Here is a 20,093-nt window from a genome sequence, read left to right as displayed (position 1 = left end):
GGCCCCCCCCCCCCCCGCGGCAGCGACTGGACGATCCTGCGCTTGGTCGAAGGCAAGGCGGCCCGGACGACCATCACGCCGAGTCCAACGCGCGGAACGATCAGGGTCTCGATCGCGTCGACCGCGTCCGCGCCTCCGATTGGAGCGTTGGGGCAGGGGGGGCAGGTCATCGTCGCGCTCGCTTGCGTCAGGTTCGCCAGGGATGGGCGGGCAGCTCCCAGGTTCCGAGCGCCTTCGCGCCGGCCGTCGCGACTGTGTGGTCGTTGTCGACCGAACTGCCGCTGACGCCGATCGCGCCGATCATCACGCCGTCCTTGTCGACGATCGGCAGACCTCCCGGGAAGGTGATCAGGCCGCCATTCGAATGCTCGATGCCGAAGAGCGGGCCGCCAGGCTGCGACAGCTTGCCGATCTCGCCCGTCGGCATGCCGAAGAAGACGGCGGTCTTCGCCTTCTTGATCGCGATGTCGATGCTGCCGACCCAGGCGTCGTCCATACGATGGAAAGCCTTCAGGTCGGCGCCGGAGTCGACCACCGCGACGCACATGAAAGTGTCGATGGCCTTGGCTTTCTCGATCGCCGCCTTGATCGCCGCTCCGGCGTTCTCGATCGTGACATGCATTGCAGATTTCTCCTTTGACGAGTCGCTTCGGCTCGCGGCCGCCGGGCTCACGAGGAGGCGGCGGGCTGCCATTCCACGGCCAACTCCTCGATCGACCGCAGCACGCGATCAACCTTCTGACCCTGTTCCGTCAACCCATATGTGACCTTCGGCGGCACGGTCGCTTCATAGCTTCGAAACACGATTCCCGAGGCCTCCAGGGCGCGCAGCTTCTGGGTCAGAACCTTCGACGAGATTCCTTCGACCAGGCGCCGGAGTTCGCCATGCCTGGTCGGTCCGTTGCTGCTGAGCGCCCACAGGAGGTGGACCGTCCACTCGCCGGACAGCAGACGCAGCGTGCGATCCAGCGGGCACCCTTTGGCGATCTCGAGCATCGTCTCTTTCCAGCGGATACTTTCGGTTCCTTACGAACCTTTTGGTGCATACTTTACGCCCAGAGGCCATCCTGCCAATGTCGCCAAGCGCGCGCCGCAAAATCTGCATTTGCATAGAAATTCTGAGGAGGCGACATAAAAATGTCAGGAAAAACCGAACTTCTCACCCCGCATAACTGTCAGCTGATATTTATTGATCAGCAGCCTCAGATGGCGTTTGGGGTGCAATCCCTTGATCGTCAGGTGCTCAAGAACAATGTCGTCGCTTTGGCGAAGGCCGCCAAAGTCTTCAATATTCCGACGGTGATCACGACGGTCGAGACGGAAAGCTTCTCAGGTCACACCTATCCTGAGCTTCTGGCGGTGTTTCCTGAGCATCCGCTGCTCGAGCGGACGTCGATGAATTCCTGGGATGACCAGAAGGTGCGCGACGCTCTCGCCAAGAACGGCAAGAAGAAGGTGGTCGTATCCGGTCTGTGGACCGAGGTGTGCAACAACAGCTTCGCCCTGTCCGCCATGCACGACGCCGACTACGAAATCTACATGGTGGCGGACGCGTCGGGCGGCACGTCCGTCGACGCCCACGACTATTCAATGCAGCGGATGATCCAGGCCGGAGTGGTTCCGGTCACCTGGCAGCAGGTCATGCTCGAATGGCAGCGCGATTGGGCCCGGCGCGAGACCTATGAGGCCGTCATGGCGATCGTGAAGGAGCATTCGGGCGCCTACGGGATGGGCGTCGATTACGCTTACACGATGGTTCACAAGGCCCCCGAGCGCGTCAAACACGGGGAGCGGCTGGCGCCGGTCGCCGCCTCGTAAGGCCCGCCCTGGGCCGCCCTGCGGCGGAGCCGCGGGGCGGCGTTCCGGCCGCGACCACGGTCCTTGGGACCCGGACATCCGGTCGACGGCTCCGCCTCCGCCGTTTCACAGGCCGGACCTCCGCCGAATCGAGGCTCGTCGGTTCCTGTTGGTCACCATGATCTCTGGAAGGAGTTAGCCGCGTGAAGATCTATCTTCTGTCGCTCGGCGCCGGCCTTCTCGTCGGGATTGTCTATAGCCTGATCGGCGTCCGCTCGCCGGCGCCGCCGGTCGTCGCCCGGCTCGGCATTTTGCTGGGAGAGCAAGTCGTGCCGATCGCCAAACGCCTTTCGCCGGCGAAAACGTCGCGGCCTTCATGAGAACGGGTTGCACGGAGCACGTTCTGGGAAGCTTGCCCCACAACCGAGACAGCCGAGGCGAGGATCTGTCGTGAGCTGGCTAAGCCGACGAGAGACGCTGGCCGGCGCAGCGGCGGCCGCGCTCGCATCGCCAATCCGAGCAGACGCCAGGGAGCGCTCCATGGGAAACTCCGATCTGATCCTGGTCAACGCCAAAGTGACGACGCTCGACCGGCAGAACCCCGCCGCCGAAGCCGTCGCGATCCGCGACGGACAATTTCTGCAGGTGGGATCGGAGGCCGAGGTCAGAGCGGCGGCTCCCGAGGCCGCCGTGATCGACGTGAAAGGCCGCCGCGTCGTCCCGGGGCTGATCGACAGCCACACGCACATCATCAGGGGCGGCCTCAACTACAATATGGAGCTGCGCTGGGACGGCGTTCCGAGCCTGGCCGACGCGATGCGCATGCTGAAGGAGCAGGTCGCCCGCACGCCCGCGCCGCAATGGGTGCGGGTGGTCGGCGGCTTCACCGAGCATCAGTTCGCGGAAAAGCGGCTGCCGACGATCGACGAGATCAACGCCGTCGCGCCCGACACGCCGGTCTTCATTCTGCATCTCTATGATCGGGCGCTGCTCAACGCGGCGGCGCTGCGGGCGGTGGGCTACGCCAAGGACACGCCCAATCCTCCGGGCGGCGAGATCGTCCGCGACCCATCCGGCGCGCCGACCGGCCTGCTGCTGGCCCAGCCAAACGCCACGATCCTCTATGCGACCCTCGCGAAAGGACCCAAGCTGCCGCTCGAGCACCAGATCAATTCGACGCGGCATTTCATGCGCGAGCTGAACGCGTTGGGCGTCACGGGCGTGATCGACGCCGGCGGCGGCTTTCAGAACTATCCCGGCGATTACGAGGTCATCGAGAGGCTGCACAAAGAGGGGCAGATGACCGTCCGGATCAGCTACAATCTGTTCACGCAGAAGCCAAAGGACGAGTTCGCGGACTTCTCCTCCTGGGTGAAGCAGGTCTCGCCGGGAGACGGGGACGACACCTATCGCCACAACGGGGCCGGCGAGATGCTGGTCTATTCGGCCGCGGATTTCGAGGATTTCCGCGTCGCGCGCCCCGACATGCCGCCCAGCATGGAGGGCGACCTCGAGCCGGTCATTCGGCTGCTCGCCGAAAACCGTTGGCCGTGGCGTCTCCACGCGACCTATGACGAGACCATCGGCCGCGCGCTCGACGTGTTCGAGAAGGTCAATCGCGACGTGCCGTTCAACGGACTCCATTGGTTCTTCGACCACGCCGAAACCATCAGCGATCGCAACATCGACCGGATCGCGGCGCTCGGCGGCGGCATCGCGGTGCAGCACCGGATGGCCTATCAGGGAGAGTATTTCGTCGAGCGCTATGGCGCGAAAGCCGCCGAGCGGACGCCGCCGATCGCGCGCATGATGGAGGCCGGACTCCCGGTCGGCGCGGGCACCGACGCCACGCGGGTGGCGAGCTACAATCCCTGGGTTTCGTTGTCCTGGCTCGTCACGTCCAAGACCGTCGGCGGGTTGCGCCTCTATCCTCAGCACAATCGTCTCGATCGCGAGGCCGCTCTGCGCCTCTGGACCGAGGCCAACGCCTGGTTCTCCAACGAAATCGGCAAGAGGGGGCAGATCAAGGCGGGTCAACTGGCCGACCTCGCCGTTCTGTCGGACGACTATTTCTCGGCGCCGGAAGACGAGATCGTCCATCTGCGATCCGTTCTGACGGTGGTCGGCGGCAAGGTCGTCCATGGCGAGGGCGATCACGCCCCGCTCGCGCCGGAGCTGCCGCCGGCGCTGCCGGACTGGTCGCCCGTCCGGACGTTCGGCGGATATCACAAGACGCCGGAGGCGCAAGCCAAGCTGTCGGTCCATTGCGGCTGCTCGAACCGCTGCGCGGTCCATGGCCACGACCACGCGGCCGCCCTCGGCGCGAGCGTTCCAACCGCCGACGTGCAGACCTTCTGGGGCGCGTTCGGCTGCGGCTGTTGGGCCGTCTAACGCATGGCGCCGCGGCTCATCTCGACCCTCCTTGCGGCGGTTCTTTCGCAGCGGCCAGGCCGGGCATGACGGATCAGGCGAACGCCTCCAGACGCTCCGGACCTCTGGGCTATCCGGTCTTTCGCGCGCTCTGGATCGCGACGGTCGTCTCCAATGTCGGCACCTGGATGCACGACGTCGGGGCCGGCTGGCTGATGACGTCGCTTTCGCCGAGCCCTCTGATGGTGGCTCTCGTCCAGGCGGCGACGACGGGGCCGATGTTCCTGCTGGCGCTGCCGGCGGGAGCGCTCGCCGACATCATCGATCGCCGGCGGATGCTGCTCGCGGCCCAATTGCTGAGCGTCGCGGCGGCGGCCGTCTTGGCGACGTCGACGGCGCTGGGCCTCACCACCGCCTATGCGCTGCTCGCCGCGACCTTCGTCCTCGGCGTGGCGGCGGCGCTCAGCGCGCCGGTGCTCCAGGCGATCGTCCCGGAGCTCGTCGGGAAGCCGGACCTGCCGGACGCCGTCGCTCTGAACAGTCTCGGCGTGAACATCGCGCGCGCGATCGGGCCGGCGCTGGGCGGCGTGATCGTCGCGGCGGCGGGGACGCCCGCCGTCTTCGCGCTGAACGCGGTTTCAACTGTCGCCGTGCTCGTCGTGTTGGCGAGATGGCGGCGCGCCGGCGCCGTTCAGACATTGCCGCCGGAGCATTTCTTCGGAGCTCTGAAGGCCGGCTACCGGTATGCGCGGCACTCTTCCGCGCTCCGACTGGTGCTCGTCCGGGCGTTGGGGTTCTTTCTGTTCGGCAGCGCGCTGTGGGCGATGCTTCCGCTGGTCGCGCGACGTGAGCTCGGGCTCGAGGCGGCGGGCTACGGAGCCCTGCTGGGCTGCATGGGCGCGGGCGCGATCCTGGGCGCGCTCGCGTTGAAGCGCTTGCGTTCGCGCGTTCCGGCGAACGCCGTCACGCTCGGCGCCGCTCTCCTGTTCGCCCTGGCGACCGCGTTCCTGTCCTTCGCGCCGAACGCCTGGGTCGCCGGCGCGGCGATGGCGACCGCAGGCCTCGCCTGGATCGGGACGCTGACGTCGCTCAACGTCGCGGCGCAGGCGGCGTCTCCGGGCTGGGTGAAGGCGCGGGCGCTCGCGGTCTATCTCCTCGTGTTCCAGGGGTCGATGACCGCGGGAAGCGTGCTGTGGGGAGCGCTAGCGGCGCAGACGAGCGTCTCCACGGCGCTGATGGTCGCAGCCGTCGTAGGGGCCGCTGCGGGGCTGATCCTGGCCCGCATCTGGCCGCTGCCGAGCAGCGCCGAGATCGATCTCAGCCCCTCGCATCACTGGGCCGAACCGACCGTCCACGTCAAACCGGCCGGCGATCGCGGGCCCGTGCTGATCGAGATCGAGTACCGGGTCGCGCCCGAACGGATCACGGATTTCGTCACGGCCCTGCAGCGCTTCAAATCCGTCCGGCATCGCGACGGCGCCATTCGATGGAACGTCTGGGAGGATGCGGCCGAGCCCGGACGCGTGGTCGAGCAGTTCGTCGTCGAAAGCTGGCTCGAGCATCAGCGCCAGCATGAACGGATCACCAACGCCGACCGGATCGACCAGGAGGCTTTGAACGCCTTTCACGTCGGCGACGGGCCGCCCATCGTCCGGCACCTGCTGAAGCCCTTGTGATGCGCGTCCGGGCGGCCATCCTGCTTTGGCTCTCGACATGCCTCGCCGCGACCGCGCAGGTTCCCGACGTCAAGCAGACCAACTGGCGTTACGACGAAGACTGGTCGGTTCTGCGCGCCGCGCCGCCCGGCGGACCATGGTGGCGGCCATTCAAATATGCGCCGCTCGCCGCGGGCGGAGCCGCATGGGCGAGCTTCGGCTTGGAGGCCCGGCTGCGCTATGAAGGGTTCCGCGGCAATCTGTCGGGAGACGGCCCGGCTCCCGACGACGGTTACTTCTGGCGGCGGTTCATGCCGACGCCGACGTCCACATCGGGCCGCTCAGGGCCCTCGGTCAGTTGATCGCCGCCGACGCCCATGGCGTCGGGGCCGACGAGGGCCCCGTGGACGCGACCAAGGTCGATCGACTCCAATCCTTCGTCGATCTCCGCCTGCCGATCGGCGACGCCGGCGCCGTCACCGTCAGGGGCGGCCGGGAACTCATGCCGCTCGGCTCCGAGCGACTGATCTCGATGCTTGATCGTTCCGCCCATCGTCGCGCTCCTCCCGCTGATCGTGCATCTGCGGACGCCATCCGTGGCGGCGCAGTGACACGAACCATGACAGGCGCGCAGATGTCCGGTTCCGCCGCGGCGGCGTCGCGACAGACGCGCTTGCGGAGGGGCTAAGCCTTGCCGCTCTTCCACTCCGCGTAGCGCGCCCTGGTCTCGTCGTTCATGGGGTAGAGGCCGGGGAGCGAGGCGCCGCGCTCGACCTCGCCCATGATCCAGCCCTCCATGCGCTCCTGCTCGGGGGCCTCGGCCAGCACCTGGTCGAGATAGGCCGCCGGGATCACCACCGCGCCGTCCTCGTCCACCACCACGACGTCGTCCGGGAACACCGCGACCCCGCCGCAGCCGACCGGCTCCTGCCAGCCCACGAAGGTGAGGCCCGCGACCGAGGGCGGGGCGGCCGCGCCGTCGCACCAGACGTCCAGGCCGCTCGCCAGCACGCCCGCGACGTCGCGCATCACGCCGTCGGTCACCAGCGCCGCGACCCCGCGCTTCGCCATCCGGGCGCACAGGATGTCGCCGAAGATGCCGGCGTCCTTCACGCCCATCGCGTCCACCACCGCGACGCAGCCCTCGGGCATCGCCTCGATCGCCGCGCGGGTCGAGATCGGCGAGGCCCAGCTCGCGGGCGTCGCGAGGTCCTCGCGCGCCGGCACGAAGCGCAGCGTGAAGGCCGGTCCGACGACGCGGGGCTGGCCGGCTTTTAGCGGCCGCGTGCCGCGCATCCAGACGTTCCGCAAGCCCTTCTTGAGCAGGACGGTCGTGATCGTCGCGGTCGTGATCCCGCGGAGCGTCTCGATCGCGGCAGGGTCGAGGACCATCTGTCTCACCTCACGCTTGTCTGTTCGGGCCCGAGGCCCGCAGGAAATCGAAGTCGCAACCCTCGTCGGCCTGCAGCACGTTGTCCTCGAACAGCCGCGCATAGCCGCGAGCGGGAATTTTTCGGGCCGGCGCCTTGGCGAGTTCGCCGCGCCGACGGTCCAGCTCCTCGTCGTCGACCAGCAGATCGATACGGCGCCCCGCGACGTCGAGACGGATCAGGTCGCCGTCCCGCACGAGCGCAAGCGGACCGCCGTCGGCCGATTCCGGGGTGATGTGGAGCACAATCGAGCCAAAGGCCGTGCCGCTCATCCGCGCGTCGGAGATCCGCACCATGTCCTTGACGCCCCGACGGCCGAGCTTCTTGGGGATCGGCAGGTAGCCGGCCTCCGGCATGCCGGGCGCGCCCTTCGGGCCGGTGTTGCGCAGAACGAGCACGTCGTCGGCCTCGACGTCGAGCTCGGGATCGTCGATGCGCGCCGCCATGTCTTCGACCGATTCGAACACCAGCGCCCGGCCCGTGTGCTGCAGCAGCCGCGGCGTCGCAGCCGCCCGCTTGATGATCGCGCCGCGGGGCGCGAGGTTGCCGGCCAGCACGGCTATCGAGCCCTCGGGTTTGATCGGGTTCCCGCGCGGCCTGATCACGTCTTGTCCGGACACGTCTTCGGCCTTCGCCGCGACGTCGCGCAGCGTCTCCCCGGTGACGGTCTTCGCGTCGAGATCGATCAGGTCTCCAAGCTGGGCGATGAGCTTCGGCATGCCGCCGGCGTGGTGGAAATGTTCCATGTAATGGGCCCCTGAGGGCTTCAGATCGACGAGCACGGGCGCCTCGCGGCCGATCCGGTCGAGCTCCGCCATGTCGAAGCCGTGCGGGGTGCGGTTCGCGATCGCGGTGAGGTGGATCACGCCGTTGGTCGAGCCGCCGATCGCCTGCAGGACCACGGCTGCGTTGCGGAACGCGGCCGGCGTGAGGATCTCGCTCGGGCGTGGGCCGCCAGCGACCGCCATCCGGGCGGCGACCGTCCCGCTCGCCTCGGCGACGCGGATGCGCTCGGCGTGCGGCGCCGGGATCGTCGCGCTCGTCGGCAGGGAAAGCCCCATGACCTCGGTGAGGCACGCCATGGTGCTGGCCGTCCCCATCACCATGCAGGTGCCGACCGAGGGCGCGAGGCGGCCATTGACGGCCTCGATCTCGGCCTCGTCCAACTCGCCCGCCCGGTGCATGCCCCAGAGCCGCCGGCAGTCGGTGCAGGCCCCGAGAACTTCGCCCTTGTGATGGCCCACCACCATCGGGCCGACCGGCACCACGACGGTCGGCAGGTCGACGCTCACCGCGCCCATGATCTGCGCCGGGAGCGTCTTGTCGCAGCCGCCGATCACGACGACCGCGTCCATCGGCTGGGCGCGGATCATCTCCTCGGTGTCCATCGCCATCAGATTGCGAACGAACATCGAGGTCGGGTGCGAGAAGCTCTCGTGGATCGAGATGGTCGGGAACGCCATCGGCATGGCGCCGGCGAGCATCACGCCGCGCTTCACGGCCTCGACCAGCGCCGGCACGTTGCCGTGGCAGGGGTTGTAGTCGCTGTAGGTGTCGATGATCCCGACGATCGGGCGCGACAGCGCGTCGTCCGAATAGCCCATCGCCTTGATGAAAGCCTTGCGCAGGAACAGCGAGAAGCCTGCGTCCCCGTAGCTCGTCAGGCCTTTTCGCAGCCCTTTGGTCATCGCCGTTTCCCTTCGCGGATCGCCGCGCGACTGTCCAGCCCCATACAGCTCCCCTCTCGGATTATCAACGAAGTCCGTCCGGTTTAGTGCTTTCGAGCCATCATAGGTCACATCAGGCATGGATTATTGACAATATCCACCTCCATCGGCATCGTGCCACGCGGCATGAACCGGATGATGAGCGTGAGCCGATCGGGCGCCGGACGGGGAAGCGCATGAGCGAGGCGTCGCCGTCGATCGCGCGCGATTTCGCGTTCGAGGAGCTCGTCCGCGCCATCGAGGAGGACGTGATCTTCGGCCGCGTGGCGCCTGGAGCGCGGCTCGTCGAGGACAACCTGATGGCGCGCCATGGCGCGAGCCGGCACTTCATTCGCCAGGCGCTCGGCCAACTCGAGCGCTCTGGGATGGTGCGGCGGGAGAAGAATGTCGGCGCGACCGTCGCGTCCTATTCGGCCGACGAGGCGCGCCAGATCTACGAGGTGCGCGAGATGCTGACGCGCCAGGCGGCGCTGATGGTGCCGCTGCCCGCCCCGCAAGCGCTGGTCGACAGGCTCCACGATATCCAGAGCCGCTACGTCGCGGCGGAGGCCTCGGATTTGCGGCTTCTGCACGAGATCAACGACGAGTTTCACTTCGCGCTGTTCTCCGCCTGCGGAAATCCTTTCCTCGTGCGGACCCTGTGCGACTACATGGCGCTGACCTTGCCGATGCGCGCGAAGAACCTCGCCGATCCGGAGGGCCTCGCACGGTCGCGCCGCGAACACGAGCTGATGATCGAGCTGCTCAGAGGCGGCGACAGCTGGCCGCTGGCGCAGCTCTGCGTCGACCATCTCCAGACCAGCAAGGCCGACTATCTCGGTCGCGTCGGATCCGCCGCGCCGCGCTTTCCAGTCGAGGTCGGGAACGGACGGGGCTGAAGTCGCTTGCGGACCGCCCCGGCAGAGGGCGCGCCGCCAGAAGGAAACGCCGAAAGGGAAATCGATATGAAAAGACTGATCGCGCTCGCGGCGGCGGCGCTATTCGCCGCCGCTCCCGCGAAAGCCGAGACCGACTGGCCGAAGCGGGACGTTTCGGTCGTCGTGCCGTTCTCGGCCGGCGGCACCACGGTTATGTTCGCCCGCATCTTCACCAACGACATGCAGGCGAAATACGGCAAGCCCTTCGTGGTCGAGAACAAGACCGGCGCGGGCGGCACCGTCGGCGCCGCCTTCGCGGCCAAGGGCGACAAGGACGGCTACATGCTGTTCGTCGGCACGGCCAGCACCCACGCCATCGCGCCCTTCGTCTACAAGAACCCGCGCTACGACGCCGAGAAGGATTTTCAGCCGATCGGCCTGTTCGCCAAGGTGCCGGGCCTGCTGGTCGTGTCCAACAAGTTGCCGATCAAGACCGTGCAGGAGCTGATCGACTACGCCAAGGCGCATCCGGGCGAACTCAATTTCGGATCATCGGGCATCGGCAGCGCGCCGCATCTGCCGGCGGAGCTGTTCCAGGCTATGGCCGGGGTGAAGCTCAATCACGTGCCCTACAAGGCCTCGAACGAGGTGATGACCGCGCTGATCGGCGGCCATGTCGACCTCGCCTTCGACAACATCACTTCGGCGCTGCCGCAGGCGAAGTCAGGGACCATGCGCGCGCTCGGCGTGACGGGACCGGAGCGCAGCAAATCCGCGCCGGAAATCCCCGCCATCGCCGAGACGCTGCCGGGCTTCGACGCGCAGTCCTGGCACGGCCTGTTCGCGCCTGCGGGCACGCCGAAGCCGATCGTCGACCAGATCTCGGCCGACGTGAAGCGGATCGTCGCGCTGCCGGCCGTCGAGGCGAAGTTCAAGGAGATCGGCGCCGAGCCCGCTCCTATGACCCCGGAGGAGTTCGCGAAGTTTGCAGCCGAGGAACGGGTCAAGTACCGGGACATCGTCACGAAGGCCGGCATCGTCCCGCAGTGAAGCGGATCGGAAGGAAGGAGAGCTGAACCCATGGATTTCGGACTGAAGGGGAAGACGGCTCTGGTGCTCGGCGCGGGCGGCGGACTCGGACGGGCGATCGCGACGGCGCTCGCGCGGGAGGGCGCGCGCGTCGCGATCGGCGGCCGCAGCGCCGACTCGCTCGAGCCGACGCTCGCCGAGATCAGGGCCGCAGGCGGCGAAGGCCTGCCGCTCGTCTGGGACCTCGCCGACATCGGCGCGATCGAGGCCCAGGTCTCCGAGATCGAGCGGCGCTTCGGTCCGGTCGAGGTGCTCGTGAACAACACCGGCGGCCCGCCCCCGACGCCAGCCGCCGGACAGGACGTCGAGCTCTGGTCCAGGCAGTTTCAGGCGATGGTCCTGTCGGTCATCGCGTTGACCGATCGCGTGCTGCCGAAGATGCGCGAGCGCAAATGGGGGCGCGTCATCACTTCGACCTCCTCCGGCGTCGTCGCCCCGATCCCCAATCTCGGCGTTTCTAACGCGCTCCGCTCGACCCTGGTCGGTTGGTCCAAGACGCTCGCCCGGGAAGTCGGGCGCGACGGCGTGACGGTCAACATCGTGCTGCCGGGCCGGGTCGCCACAAAACGCATCCTGTTCCTCGACGAGGCCAAGGCGAAGCGCGAAAGCCGCGCCGTTGAGGAGGTCTCGAAAGAGAGCACCGCGCAGATCCCGGTCGGGCGCTACGGACGGCCGGAGGAGTATGGCGACGTCGTCGCCTTTCTGGCGAGCGAGCGCTCATCCTACGTCACCGGCTCGGTCATCCGCGTCGACGGCGGACTGATCCCGAGCATCTGAGGCGCAGCAGCGCCGAACCCGACGAACAACGCACCGAGGAGTCCGCCCCCGTGGCCCTGACGAGCTCGATCACGGGCGTCGTGCCGATCGCGCCGACGCCGTTCCACCCCGACGGCCGCGTCGACGAGGCCTCGCTCGACCGCATGACCGACTGGCTCACCGAGATCGGCGTCGACGGCGTCACGATCCTCGGTCAGCTCGGCGAGGCGCCGAAGCTCGAGCATTCCGAGTCGAAGGCGATCGTGGCGGCGGTCGCGAAGCGCTTTGCGAAGCCGATCATCGTCGGCGTCACGGCGCCGGGCTTCGCGGCGATGCGCGCGCTCGCCCGCGACGTGATGGAGCTCGGCGCGGCCGGCGTCATGATCGCGCCGCCCAACACGCTCCGGACCGACGACCAGATCGTCGGCTATTACCGGCAGGCCTCGGAGGCGATCGGCGCCGACGTGCCCTTCGTCATCCAGGACTACCCGCTGTCGTTCTCGGTCGTCATGACGCCGTCGGTGATCCGGCGGATCGTCATGGAGAACGAGGCCTGCGCGATGCTGAAGCACGAAGACTGGCCGGGCCTCGACAAGATCACCACGCTGCGCGGCTTCGAGCGCGACGGCTCGATGCGCCATGTCTCGATCCTGGTCGGCAATGGCGGCCTGTTCCTCGACTTCGAGACCGAGCGCGGCGCCGACGGCGCGAACACCGGCTACGCCTTCCCCGAAATGCTGATCGACGTGGTGCGGCTCACGGGGGAGGCGAGGCGCGACGAGGCCCACGACCTGTTCGACGCGCATCTGCCCTATCTGCGCTACGAGCAGCAGCAGGGCCCGCTCGGCCTCGCGGCGCGCAAATACGTGCTGATGCGGCGCGGCATCCTGGCCTCGGACGCGCAGCGCAGGCCCTCCGCGAGCCTCACGGCCCAATCGCGCGAGGAGATCGACTACCTTCTGTCGCGCGTGGCGCGGGTGGACTCGCGTGCGGACGCGTTCCGGCGGTGACCGATAGGCCGGCCATCCGGCGCGAAGCGAACCGGCTCGCCGCGTTGCGCCGCCTCCGTCATCAAGCGCCGCGATGCGGGAGGAGGATGAGTTTGGCCGCCGCGACTCGGTTCGCGTCGATGTCCGCAAAAGCGCCCGGAGCGTCGTCGAGAGCACGGCTCTCCGTCCAGTCGAGCGCGCCGAGCCGGCCGGAGGCGAGCGCCTGGATCACGTCGCGGAAATCCTGGGCCGTGTAGCAATACGAGCCCGTCACGGACGATGACGCCGCCGGGCTTCACGATCAAGAGGCCGCCTCACGAGTGGCGCGCCCACGGCGTCGACGACAAGGTCGGCGCTGTCGGCGGACGGCTCGCCCCGGTCTCCGGGCGCGTGGCAGCAGATCCGGCCGCTGCGCGCGGCGGTCGCGCGCCGGGCCGCGTTCGGCTCGATCAGATGAACCTCCGCCGCGCCCTGCATGCTCAGCACGAGCGCCGCCGCCGAACACGACCGTCCGCGCGCCCGAGAGCGGCCGGCCGGGCAGCCGCGCCCTGATTGACCGCGTGATAGGAGACCGCGACCGGCTCGGCGAGCGCCGCCTTCTCGGCCGGGAAATTGTCGGGGAACGGCTCGAGATTGCGGAGCGGAGCCGCGACATAGTCCGCGAATGCGCCCGGACGTGGGGGCATGGAGAGGATCTCGCGGCGCGGACAGAGGTGCGACCGGCCGCTCTCGCACGCCGCGCAGCGCCCGCAGACGACGATCCGTCCCGCCGCCTCGTGGCCGAGGACCAGCGGCGCCGGCCGACGGCCGTCATGGCCGTGCTAGGCGTGCATGTCGGAGCCGCAGACGCCGACCGCCTCCACGTCTTCACGACCGCCTATGAGGTGTTTCTGGGCTTCGGGGCTCGCGGTCGACCTCGCGGACGCCAAGGAGGCGATCTGGTCTCATCTCGACCGTTTCGCCTGCCGCTTTCTTTCAGTTGGACCGACGAAGCGACGGGGAAGGATGGTGATCCTTGAATCCGCGGCGCGCCCGCCTCGCCGAAGTTTGTTAACCGGAGCATCCGCGAAAGCTTCGCGCGAATTGCCGAACGTCAGGAACAAGGCTAGCCTTGGTCCTTGCGGGGCGCGGCGATGCGCGCCCTCCGAAGTCCGCGTTCGGGGCGCGTCCGCCGTCGATCCGTGACGGCCGGCCTCTGAGTGTCACGAGGCGGTCTCACGGAGGGCGACATGCCCGTCAATCCGACCTACCCCGGCGTCTATATCGAAGAAATTCCGAGCGGCGTCCGGACGATCCGCGGGGTCGCGACGTCGGTCGCGGCCTTTGTCGGCAGCTTCCAGCGGGGACTTCTCGACGAGGCCGTCCAGATCTTCTCGATGGGCGACTTCGAGCGGGAATATGGCGGGCTCGACCGCAACAGCGAGACCAGCTACGCGATCCAGCAATTCTTCCTGAACGGCGGCTCCGAGGCCCATGTCGTGCGGGTCGCCGACACCGCCACCGGGGCCGCGGCCGCGCCGCCCACCAACGCGAACGCGGCGTCCGCAATCCTGGAGGACCAGCCGGCGGCCGGCGCGCAGATGTTCCGCGCGACGGCGGGCCGGCGCATCCGCGGCGAGGCCGCCCGCAATCCCGGGACATGGGGCAACTTCCTGCGCCTCGAGGCGGACTACGCGACCGCCTCGCCGGCCAGTCTGTTCAACCTGACGGTCCAGGAGGTGCGCCTCGACGGCGACCGCACCGTCGTGTTGCGGACCGAGACCTTCCGCAATCTGACGATGGAGCCAGACACTCCCAACAATGCGCTGGAGGTGGTCAACCAGGGCTCGCTTCTCGTCCAGCTCGACCGCGACGGCATGCCGGCGCTCGTCGCGCCGGCTCCCGGCTCGCCGTGGCCGCGGCCGGCGTCCCACGGCACGCTGGGAGCAGCCCTGCCGGCGAGCCCGGTCTCGATTCCGCCGACGGGCTCGTCCCTCAACGTCACCGTGTCGGGCTTCCCGATCATCAACGGCACGCTCGACTATGTGGGCGCGCCGCCGACGAGCTACGCCGGGCTGCGGCCCCTGCTCGAGGCGGAAATCCGCAGCCGGGCGGCCAGCCTGCCGGACGCGCAGCGCGGTCTGCTGGCGAACGCCAGCGTCCAGCTCCTGGGCGACGGGTCCACGGCCGAGCCGTTCCGCTATTTCGTCAGGCTCGGGCGCGACGCTCGGCCTTTCGACCCCGCCCGCTCGATAACGTTCGCGGGCGCAGCCGCAGGCGCGGCGCCGGGGGTCCGGCTGTCCGCCGGAGCCGTGATCAATCGCCAGCAAGGCGCGCTTTCGGGCGGCCGGGACGGGACCCCTCCGGCCCCGGGCACGACCCACAGGCCGATCCCGGTCGGATTCTTCGCGGGCGCGATCGGTCCGAAGACCGGCATGTACGCGCTCGAGGACGTCGACCTCTTCAACATCCTGTGCATCCCCGAGGCCACGACCATGTCGGCCGACGACATGCGAAGCCTCTACGCCGAGGCCGAATCCTACGTCGGGGATCGTCGCGCGATGCTGATCGCCGACATTCCCGCCTCGGTCCGCACGCTCGACCAGATGCAGACCTGGCTGAACGACAATGCCGGGCTCCGGCACCCCAACTCGGCGGTCTATTTCCCACGCGCGAACGTTCCCGACCCGCTCAACCGCAACCGGCCGCGCTCGCTCGCGAATTGCGGCACGATCGCCGGCCTCTGGGCGCGCACCGACGCCGAGCGCGGCGTCTGGAAGGCGCCGGCCGGCACCGAGGCGCGGCTGCGCAACGTCGTGACGCTCGACTACAAGCTGACCGACCAGGAGAACGGCGTGCTGAACCCCCTCGGGGTCAACTGCCTGCGGACATTCCCGGTCTATTCCAGCATCTGCTGGGGCGCGCGCACGCTCGACGGCGCCGACGTCATCGCGTCGGACTTCAAATACATCCCCGTGCGCCGCATCACGCTGTTCATCGAGGAAAGCCTGTTCCGCGGCACCCAATGGGTGGTGTTCGAGCCGAACGACGAGCCGCTCTGGGCGCAGATCAGGCTCAATGTCGGCGCCTTCATGCAGGACCTGTTCCGCAAGGGCGCTTTCCAGGGCAAGTCGCCGCGCGAGGCCTATTTCGTGAAGTGCGACAGCGAAACCACGACCCAGCAGGACATCGACAGCGGGATCGTCAATGTCGAGGTCGGCTTCGCGCCGCTGAAGCCGGCCGAGTTCGTCATCCTGAAGATCCAGCAGATCGCCCGCCGGGCGGACGTCTAGCGCGGAGAGCTGAGCATGGCGCAGTTCACGGCCAATCCCCGTCGCTTCGATCCCTACAAGAACTTCAAGTTCCGCGTGAAGTGGGACGGCCGCTACGTCGCGGGCGTCAGCAAGGTCTCGGCGCTGAAGCGGTCGACCGAAGTGGTCGAGCACCGCGAGGGCGGCGATCCGAGCACCTCGCGCAAATCCCCCGGGCGGAGCAAATACGAGGCGATCACCCTCGAGCGCGGGGTCACCCACGACCTTGAATTCGAACGCTGGGCCAACAAGGTCTGGAATTTTGGGGGCCGCGACGGCGGCGAATCCTCGCTCGCGGATTTCCGCAAGGACATCATCATCGACATCTTCAACGAGGCCGGTCAGACCGTGCTCTCATATCATGTCTACCGGTGCTGGGTGTCGGAATATCAGGCGCTGCCCGATTTCGACGCCAACGCCAACGCTGTCGCGATCCAGACGCTGAAGATCGAGAACGAGGGCTGGGAGCGCGACGTCTCGGTCGCCGAGCCGGTCGAGCCGTCCTTCAACAATCCCGACTGACCGGCGCGGTCCGAATCCGGTGGGCGAGGGGTGACGCATGCATGTCGTCGTCGGGCTCAGCAGCGGGCGCGGAATCGCCGTGCGCGCGCTCACCGGCCGCGAGGAGGCGCTTGTCGCCGAAATGCGGCCGCCGAGCCCGGCCGCGTGGGGCAACGCGGTGCTGTCCTTCGCGGCGGCTGACCCGGGCTCCGGCGAGCCGATCGGCCGGGACGCGGTGCGTCGCCTCAGCCTCGGCGACCGCGAGCGTCTACTGCTCGCCGTCTATGTCGCGACCTTCGGCGCGGCCGATCTGGTGGCGCGCTGCCAGGGCTGCGGCGAGACCGTCGAGGTCGAGCTCGACCTTGCGGGTTTTCTGGCCGAGGCCGAAAGGCGCGGCCGCTTCTCCGAAGCGATCGACATCGCGATCGAGGGCGACGCGCCGTCCCTTCGCGGGCGGCTTCCGCTGGCCGGCGATCTCGAGGAGATCGCGGCGCTCGCGGCCTCCGATCCGTCGGGCGCGGCCGAAGAGCTGCTCGATCGCTGCCTCCGGACCGCCGGCGGACCGGGAGCCCCGAACCTGACGCCCGAGCGACGCGACGTCGCCAGGGCGGCGCTCGCGCGCGCCGTCGAGGAACGCGATCCGGACGCCGAGATTTCGGTCGCGATGACCTGCCCCAACTGCGCGAGGGCCCACGACGCGCTTCTCGACGCCGCGACGCTGCTCCGCGGGCGAGGGCTCGCAGGGGACCAGATTTTCGTCGAGGTCGACCGGCTGGCGCGGATCTATCATTGGAACGAGGCGGACATTCTCGATCTGCCGCGCTCCCGCCGGCTGCGCTATCTCGCCCTCGCCGGGGAGCATGGCGCGTGAGCGACCTCTTCCTCTCGCTCGCGGCGCGCGCCGCCGGGCTCAGGCCGGAGGGCGCGCCCTTGCTCACCCCGCGCTCCGCCGCCCGCTTCGAGACCGCGCCCGCCGAGCCGGAGATCGAAACGCCGGACTCGTTCGCGTCGGTCCTTCGGAAGGACGGGCGGCCGCCCGCCCCACGGGAAACCGCTAAGGAGGGCGCCGGCGCCGCGCCGCCGGCCGCCCTGGAGCGCCGGGCGTCCGAGCGACCGGATCGCCTCGTGGCGGACCGACCCGACATCGCCGGGAAGCAATTCTCGTCTCCCCCGCCGCCGACGGTCCTGGGCGTTGAAGGCGAAGCGCTCCATCCGGCGCCGTCGCGACCACCGGCGCCTTCGCTGCCCGACAGGGCGGTCGCGGCTCCGCGCGTCGGACCCACGGCCGTCGATCGGCCAGTCGCCGCACGAGCAAGGTCTGACGCTGCGCCTGACGTGGACTCCCTTCAGGCGGATGCTGTCGCGCCTGCGGCCCGGAAAGTCCCGGACGTCGAGGTCGAGACCCCGACGGCCCCCCCGCAGCGCGAGCGCGAGACGGCGCGGTTCGCGCCGCTCGTCGCGGCCCCCGCACTCACGCCGCCGACGGGGCGCGTCACGCCGCCGCCGGTCAATGTCTCGATCGGCCGGATCGAGGTCTCGCTGGCGCCGCCGCCGCAGGAGAGGGCGCTCGCGCGGGTCGAAAGAATCCGAGGCTTCGCCGGCTATGAAGGCGCCCGGCGCGGACGGCGTTGAGCGGCGTCCATGGCCGACCACACCGCCATCGCCGCCGTCAGCCGCACCCTTCGGGCTCTGCTGCTCGACCGCATGTCGGCGCCAGCCGCGGTCACGCTCGCGCCGCCGGACGTCGACGTCGACGGCGTCGAAGGCGCGCGCGTCAACCTCTACCTCTATCAGGTGCTGGAGAACCCCTATCTCGCAAATCAGGAGGCGGGCGCCGCGGCCAAGGCGAGCGGCTACGGCGCGCCGCCGCTGTCGCTTGACCTCCGCTACCTGATGACCACGCACAGCGCGCAGGAGACCTCCGTTCAGGCGGACTTGAACGCCCAGACGCTGCTCGGCGACGCGATGCGCGTGATGCACTTCTTCGGGCCGCAGATCCATGCGCTGAGCGTGACGCGACCGGCCGCCGGCACGGTCGGCGACCCGCTGCTCGATCCGTCGCTCGCCTCCGAATATGAGCGCATCCGGCCGAAGCTGCACCCGGCGAATCTCGACGACACGAGCAAGATCTGGTCGGCGATGGCGGAGGAGAACTTCCGCCGCACGGTGATCTACGAGGTGAAGGTCGTGCAGATCGAGCCGCCGGAGCCGCGCCGTCGCCCCGTGCCGGTCGGCGTGCGCCGGATCATGGCGACGCCCGCGCGGCGACCGGTCATCGTCCGGGCCTATGTCACGCCTGCGCCGGGCGAACCGACCGGCGAGACGCGCGCGCGGATCGGCGACGAGATCACCATCGAGACGGCGCTCGCCAACGCCCCCCTGGTCTATGTCCGGCTCGGGGCGCTCGATCCGATCCGGCTGCCGCCGAGCGCCGACGGCTTCTATCGCGTCGTGCTTCCCGATGATTTCTATGACCACGACCTCGACCATCCGACCGGGCCGCTGAACCCCATTCTGGCGCCTCAGCAGCTGCAGCCCGGTCTTCTTGAGGTGCGGGTGGTCGTGCGGCGCGAGGTCGACGGGGTGGAGGGCGGAGAGCTCGACCGCGGCGACGCGTTCGAGGAGGCGCGCGACTTCTCCTCCAACGTCGCGCTGCTGCAACTGGTGCCCGAGATCACGGGCGTGACGCCCGGCGCCGCGTCCGGCGGGGTGCTGCGCGTGACCGGCGCCCGGCTCTGGCGGTCCGGCGCGCGCGAGGCGGTGGTGACGATCGGCGACGCCGCGGTCCGCATCCGGCCGCCGGTCGGCGCCGATCCGTGGCTCGCGCCGACCGCGACGCAGGTCGAGGTTCCGATCGCCGAGGCCGCGGCGCGGCTCGCCGATCCACCGGCGGGCGGCGACGTCTACCCCGTGGCGGTCGAGGTAGACGGCGCGCGCAGCCGCGACGCCTTCGCCTTCCGGCTGGACCCGTGAGGCGGCGATGAGCGATGCCGCCGCCCCCGTCGCCGGCTTCGACCCGGCCTTGATCGTCTCGACGGCCGGCGGAAACTGGCGCGTCGCCGAGCTCGGCTTCGCCTGGATCGGCGCGCTGCTGGACGCCAGGCCCGGCGACGAAGGGGCGGCGACGCCCGAGGGCCTGCGCGTCGCGGACGCGCGCGGCGCGTATGACGACGCCCGCGACCGGCTGCGCGCCTCCGGCGGCGTGGTGGCGATCGACCGGATGTCCGCAGCCTTCGGCCTGTCGCCCTTCGAGGAGGACGTCTGTCTTCTGGCGCTCGCCGCGCGGGTCGACGAAGGACTGGCCCGCCGGTTCGGGCAGGTATCGGGCCGCGCGGCTTCCTGTCCGCCGCTTCATCTCGCGGTCGACCTGCTGGCGGTCCGCTCCGGGGAGCCCGCGGCGTCAGCCCATCTCGCCTTCGGGCCGACCGAGCCGCTCCGCCGCTTCGGCCTCATCGACGCGGACGCCGACGCCGGCCTCGACGTCATGTCGCCACTCGTGCTGGACGAATCCATCGCCCGCTATCTGATGGGCGACGAGGCGGTCGACCCGAGGGCGGCGGCTTCTCTCATGCGGGTCGCCGGCGCGCCGCTTGCGGCCTCGCAAAGCGCGCTCGCCGAAAGCCTCGCGCGGC

General features: G+C 69.2%; 21 protein-coding genes and 1 pseudogene. 16 read left to right on the top strand and 6 right to left on the bottom strand.

All coding sequences use genetic code 11. From position 1 onward, the window contains the following. Nucleotides 1-187 precede the first annotated feature (187 nt). Together EK403_RS07195 and EK403_RS07190 are read right to left on the bottom strand one after the other, a co-directional pair. A complete protein-coding gene (locus tag EK403_RS07195; protein ID WP_128776824.1) occupies nucleotides 188-622 on the bottom strand; it encodes a GlcG/HbpS family heme-binding protein in 435 nt (144 codons plus the stop codon). A 47-nt stretch (nucleotides 623-669) separates the two neighbouring features. Then, nucleotides 670-996 (bottom strand): winged helix-turn-helix transcriptional regulator, encoded by a 327-nt coding sequence (locus EK403_RS07190; RefSeq protein ID WP_128776823.1) that lies wholly within the window; start codon nucleotides 994-996, stop codon nucleotides 670-672. Nucleotides 997-1,137: 141 nt separating this feature from the next. Between EK403_RS07190 and EK403_RS07185 the strand changes: the two genes are divergently transcribed. From EK403_RS07185 to EK403_RS07160, 6 genes and pseudogenes are all read left to right on the top strand, one after another. Beyond that, complete coding sequence (locus EK403_RS07185; protein ID WP_128776822.1) at nucleotides 1,138-1,818, top strand: hydrolase; 681 nt, start codon at nucleotides 1,138-1,140, stop codon at nucleotides 1,816-1,818. A gap of 182 nt (nucleotides 1,819-2,000) precedes the next feature. Continuing rightward, nucleotides 2,001-2,147: pseudogene (locus EK403_RS23725) on the top strand (DUF1427 family protein); the annotation flags it as partial. A 190-nt stretch (nucleotides 2,148-2,337) separates the two neighbouring features. Next, a complete protein-coding gene (locus tag EK403_RS07175; protein WP_128776820.1) occupies nucleotides 2,338-4,188 on the top strand; it encodes an amidohydrolase in 1,851 nt (616 codons plus the stop codon). A gap of 65 nt (nucleotides 4,189-4,253) precedes the next feature. Further along, a complete protein-coding gene (locus tag EK403_RS07170) occupies nucleotides 4,254-5,843 on the top strand; it encodes an MFS transporter (protein WP_128776819.1) in 1,590 nt (529 codons plus the stop codon). Continuing rightward, nucleotides 5,843-6,184, top strand: a complete 342-nt coding sequence (locus EK403_RS07165) for a hypothetical protein (protein ID WP_128776818.1) — start codon at nucleotides 5,843-5,845, stop codon at nucleotides 6,182-6,184. The genes EK403_RS07170 and EK403_RS07165 overlap by 1 nt, the downstream gene beginning before the upstream one ends. After that, the gene (locus EK403_RS07160; protein WP_128776817.1) at nucleotides 6,181-6,510 is read left to right on the top strand and encodes a hypothetical protein; all 330 of its coding nucleotides are present in this window, start codon (nucleotides 6,181-6,183) and stop codon (nucleotides 6,508-6,510) included. The genes EK403_RS07165 and EK403_RS07160 overlap by 4 nt, the downstream gene beginning before the upstream one ends. On the opposite strand, the gene EK403_RS07155 is transcribed toward EK403_RS07160, so the two are convergent. Further along, complete coding sequence (locus EK403_RS07155) at nucleotides 6,507-7,214, bottom strand: ribonuclease activity regulator RraA (RefSeq protein WP_128776816.1); 708 nt, start codon at nucleotides 7,212-7,214, stop codon at nucleotides 6,507-6,509. The genes EK403_RS07160 and EK403_RS07155 overlap by 4 nt on opposite strands. A gap of 10 nt (nucleotides 7,215-7,224) precedes the next feature. Continuing rightward, a complete protein-coding gene (locus tag EK403_RS07150) occupies nucleotides 7,225-8,940 on the bottom strand; it encodes an IlvD/Edd family dehydratase (RefSeq protein ID WP_128776815.1) in 1,716 nt (571 codons plus the stop codon). A 215-nt stretch (nucleotides 8,941-9,155) separates the two neighbouring features. Between EK403_RS07150 and EK403_RS07145 the strand changes: the two genes are divergently transcribed. The 4 genes from EK403_RS07145 (at nucleotide 9,156) to EK403_RS07130 (ending at nucleotide 12,691) form a co-directional block, all read left to right on the top strand. After that, nucleotides 9,156-9,857, top strand: a complete 702-nt coding sequence (locus EK403_RS07145) for a GntR family transcriptional regulator (protein WP_128776814.1) — start codon at nucleotides 9,156-9,158, stop codon at nucleotides 9,855-9,857. A gap of 66 nt (nucleotides 9,858-9,923) precedes the next feature. Continuing rightward, complete coding sequence (locus tag EK403_RS07140; RefSeq protein WP_128776813.1) at nucleotides 9,924-10,886, top strand: Bug family tripartite tricarboxylate transporter substrate binding protein; 963 nt, start codon at nucleotides 9,924-9,926, stop codon at nucleotides 10,884-10,886. 30 nt (nucleotides 10,887-10,916) lie between these two features. Next, nucleotides 10,917-11,702: an SDR family oxidoreductase gene (locus EK403_RS07135; protein WP_128776812.1), complete on the top strand. Its 786-nt coding sequence runs from the start codon at nucleotides 10,917-10,919 to the stop codon at nucleotides 11,700-11,702. Nucleotides 11,703-11,752: 50 nt separating this feature from the next. Then, entirely contained in the window at nucleotides 11,753-12,691 is a 939-nt protein-coding gene (locus EK403_RS07130) for a dihydrodipicolinate synthase family protein (protein WP_128776811.1), read from the top strand. A 61-nt stretch (nucleotides 12,692-12,752) separates the two neighbouring features. On the opposite strand, the gene EK403_RS22680 is transcribed toward EK403_RS07130, so the two are convergent. Then, nucleotides 12,753-12,944, bottom strand: coding sequence for a hypothetical protein (locus EK403_RS22680; RefSeq protein WP_206659495.1), 192 nt, complete (start codon nucleotides 12,942-12,944; stop codon nucleotides 12,753-12,755). A 205-nt stretch (nucleotides 12,945-13,149) separates the two neighbouring features. Beyond that, the gene (locus tag EK403_RS22675; protein ID WP_428979582.1) at nucleotides 13,150-13,431 is read right to left on the bottom strand and encodes an alcohol dehydrogenase catalytic domain-containing protein; all 282 of its coding nucleotides are present in this window, start codon (nucleotides 13,429-13,431) and stop codon (nucleotides 13,150-13,152) included. A 468-nt stretch (nucleotides 13,432-13,899) separates the two neighbouring features. Between EK403_RS22675 and EK403_RS07120 the strand changes: the two genes are divergently transcribed. The 6 genes from EK403_RS07120 to EK403_RS22270 all read left to right on the top strand — a co-directional run. After that, the gene (locus EK403_RS07120) at nucleotides 13,900-15,942 is read left to right on the top strand and encodes a phage tail sheath family protein (RefSeq protein WP_128776810.1); all 2,043 of its coding nucleotides are present in this window, start codon (nucleotides 13,900-13,902) and stop codon (nucleotides 15,940-15,942) included. Nucleotides 15,943-15,957: 15 nt separating this feature from the next. Continuing rightward, nucleotides 15,958-16,482, top strand: coding sequence for a phage tail protein (locus EK403_RS07115; RefSeq protein ID WP_128776809.1), 525 nt, complete (start codon nucleotides 15,958-15,960; stop codon nucleotides 16,480-16,482). 37 nt (nucleotides 16,483-16,519) lie between these two features. Beyond that, nucleotides 16,520-17,332: a hypothetical protein gene (locus tag EK403_RS07110; RefSeq protein WP_128776808.1), complete on the top strand. Its 813-nt coding sequence runs from the start codon at nucleotides 16,520-16,522 to the stop codon at nucleotides 17,330-17,332. Nucleotides 17,333-17,796: 464 nt separating this feature from the next. Beyond that, nucleotides 17,797-18,093, top strand: a complete 297-nt coding sequence (locus tag EK403_RS22275; RefSeq protein ID WP_164919527.1) for a hypothetical protein — start codon at nucleotides 17,797-17,799, stop codon at nucleotides 18,091-18,093. A gap of 9 nt (nucleotides 18,094-18,102) precedes the next feature. After that, nucleotides 18,103-19,434: a Pvc16 family protein gene (locus EK403_RS07100; protein ID WP_128776806.1), complete on the top strand. Its 1,332-nt coding sequence runs from the start codon at nucleotides 18,103-18,105 to the stop codon at nucleotides 19,432-19,434. Between the two features lie 7 nt (nucleotides 19,435-19,441). Further along, on the top strand, nucleotides 19,442-20,093 hold a 652-nt coding region (locus EK403_RS22270; protein WP_206659494.1), incomplete at its 3' end, for a hypothetical protein.

It is taken from the genome of Hansschlegelia zhihuaiae, assembly GCF_004103825.1.
In the GTDB taxonomy this organism is placed as follows: Bacteria; Pseudomonadota; Alphaproteobacteria; order Rhizobiales; family Methylopilaceae; genus Methylopila; species Methylopila zhihuaiae.
Note: the sequence above shows the minus strand (reverse complement) of the source record. Positions and strands in the feature narration are given on the sequence as shown.

What these genes read in the sequence shown, in the direction of transcription:
- EK403_RS07195 (WP_128776824.1), bottom strand. Translation starts at nt 622, where the DNA reads ATGCATGTCACGATCGAGAACGCCGGAGCGGCGATCAAGGCGGCGATC.
- EK403_RS07185 (WP_128776822.1), top strand. Translation starts at nt 1,138, where the DNA reads ATGTCAGGAAAAACCGAACTTCTCACCCCGCATAACTGTCAGCTGATA.
- EK403_RS07150 (WP_128776815.1), bottom strand. Translation starts at nt 8,940, where the DNA reads ATGACCAAAGGGCTGCGAAAAGGCCTGACGAGCTACGGGGACGCAGGC.
- EK403_RS07165 (WP_128776818.1), top strand. Translation starts at nt 5,843, where the DNA reads ATGCGCGTCCGGGCGGCCATCCTGCTTTGGCTCTCGACATGCCTCGCC.
- EK403_RS07115 (WP_128776809.1), top strand. Translation starts at nt 15,958, where the DNA reads ATGGCGCAGTTCACGGCCAATCCCCGTCGCTTCGATCCCTACAAGAAC.
- EK403_RS07170 (WP_128776819.1), top strand. Translation starts at nt 4,254, where the DNA reads ATGACGGATCAGGCGAACGCCTCCAGACGCTCCGGACCTCTGGGCTAT.
- EK403_RS07140 (WP_128776813.1), top strand. Translation starts at nt 9,924, where the DNA reads ATGAAAAGACTGATCGCGCTCGCGGCGGCGGCGCTATTCGCCGCCGCT.
- EK403_RS07155 (WP_128776816.1), bottom strand. Translation starts at nt 7,214, where the DNA reads ATGGTCCTCGACCCTGCCGCGATCGAGACGCTCCGCGGGATCACGACC.
- EK403_RS07110 (WP_128776808.1), top strand. Translation starts at nt 16,520, where the DNA reads ATGCATGTCGTCGTCGGGCTCAGCAGCGGGCGCGGAATCGCCGTGCGC.
- EK403_RS07145 (WP_128776814.1), top strand. Translation starts at nt 9,156, where the DNA reads ATGAGCGAGGCGTCGCCGTCGATCGCGCGCGATTTCGCGTTCGAGGAG.
- EK403_RS07135 (WP_128776812.1), top strand. Translation starts at nt 10,917, where the DNA reads ATGGATTTCGGACTGAAGGGGAAGACGGCTCTGGTGCTCGGCGCGGGC.
- EK403_RS07175 (WP_128776820.1), top strand. Translation starts at nt 2,338, where the DNA reads ATGGGAAACTCCGATCTGATCCTGGTCAACGCCAAAGTGACGACGCTC.
- EK403_RS07100 (WP_128776806.1), top strand. Translation starts at nt 18,103, where the DNA reads ATGGCCGACCACACCGCCATCGCCGCCGTCAGCCGCACCCTTCGGGCT.
- EK403_RS07120 (WP_128776810.1), top strand. Translation starts at nt 13,900, where the DNA reads ATGCCCGTCAATCCGACCTACCCCGGCGTCTATATCGAAGAAATTCCG.
- EK403_RS07190 (WP_128776823.1), bottom strand. Translation starts at nt 996, where the DNA reads ATGCTCGAGATCGCCAAAGGGTGCCCGCTGGATCGCACGCTGCGTCTG.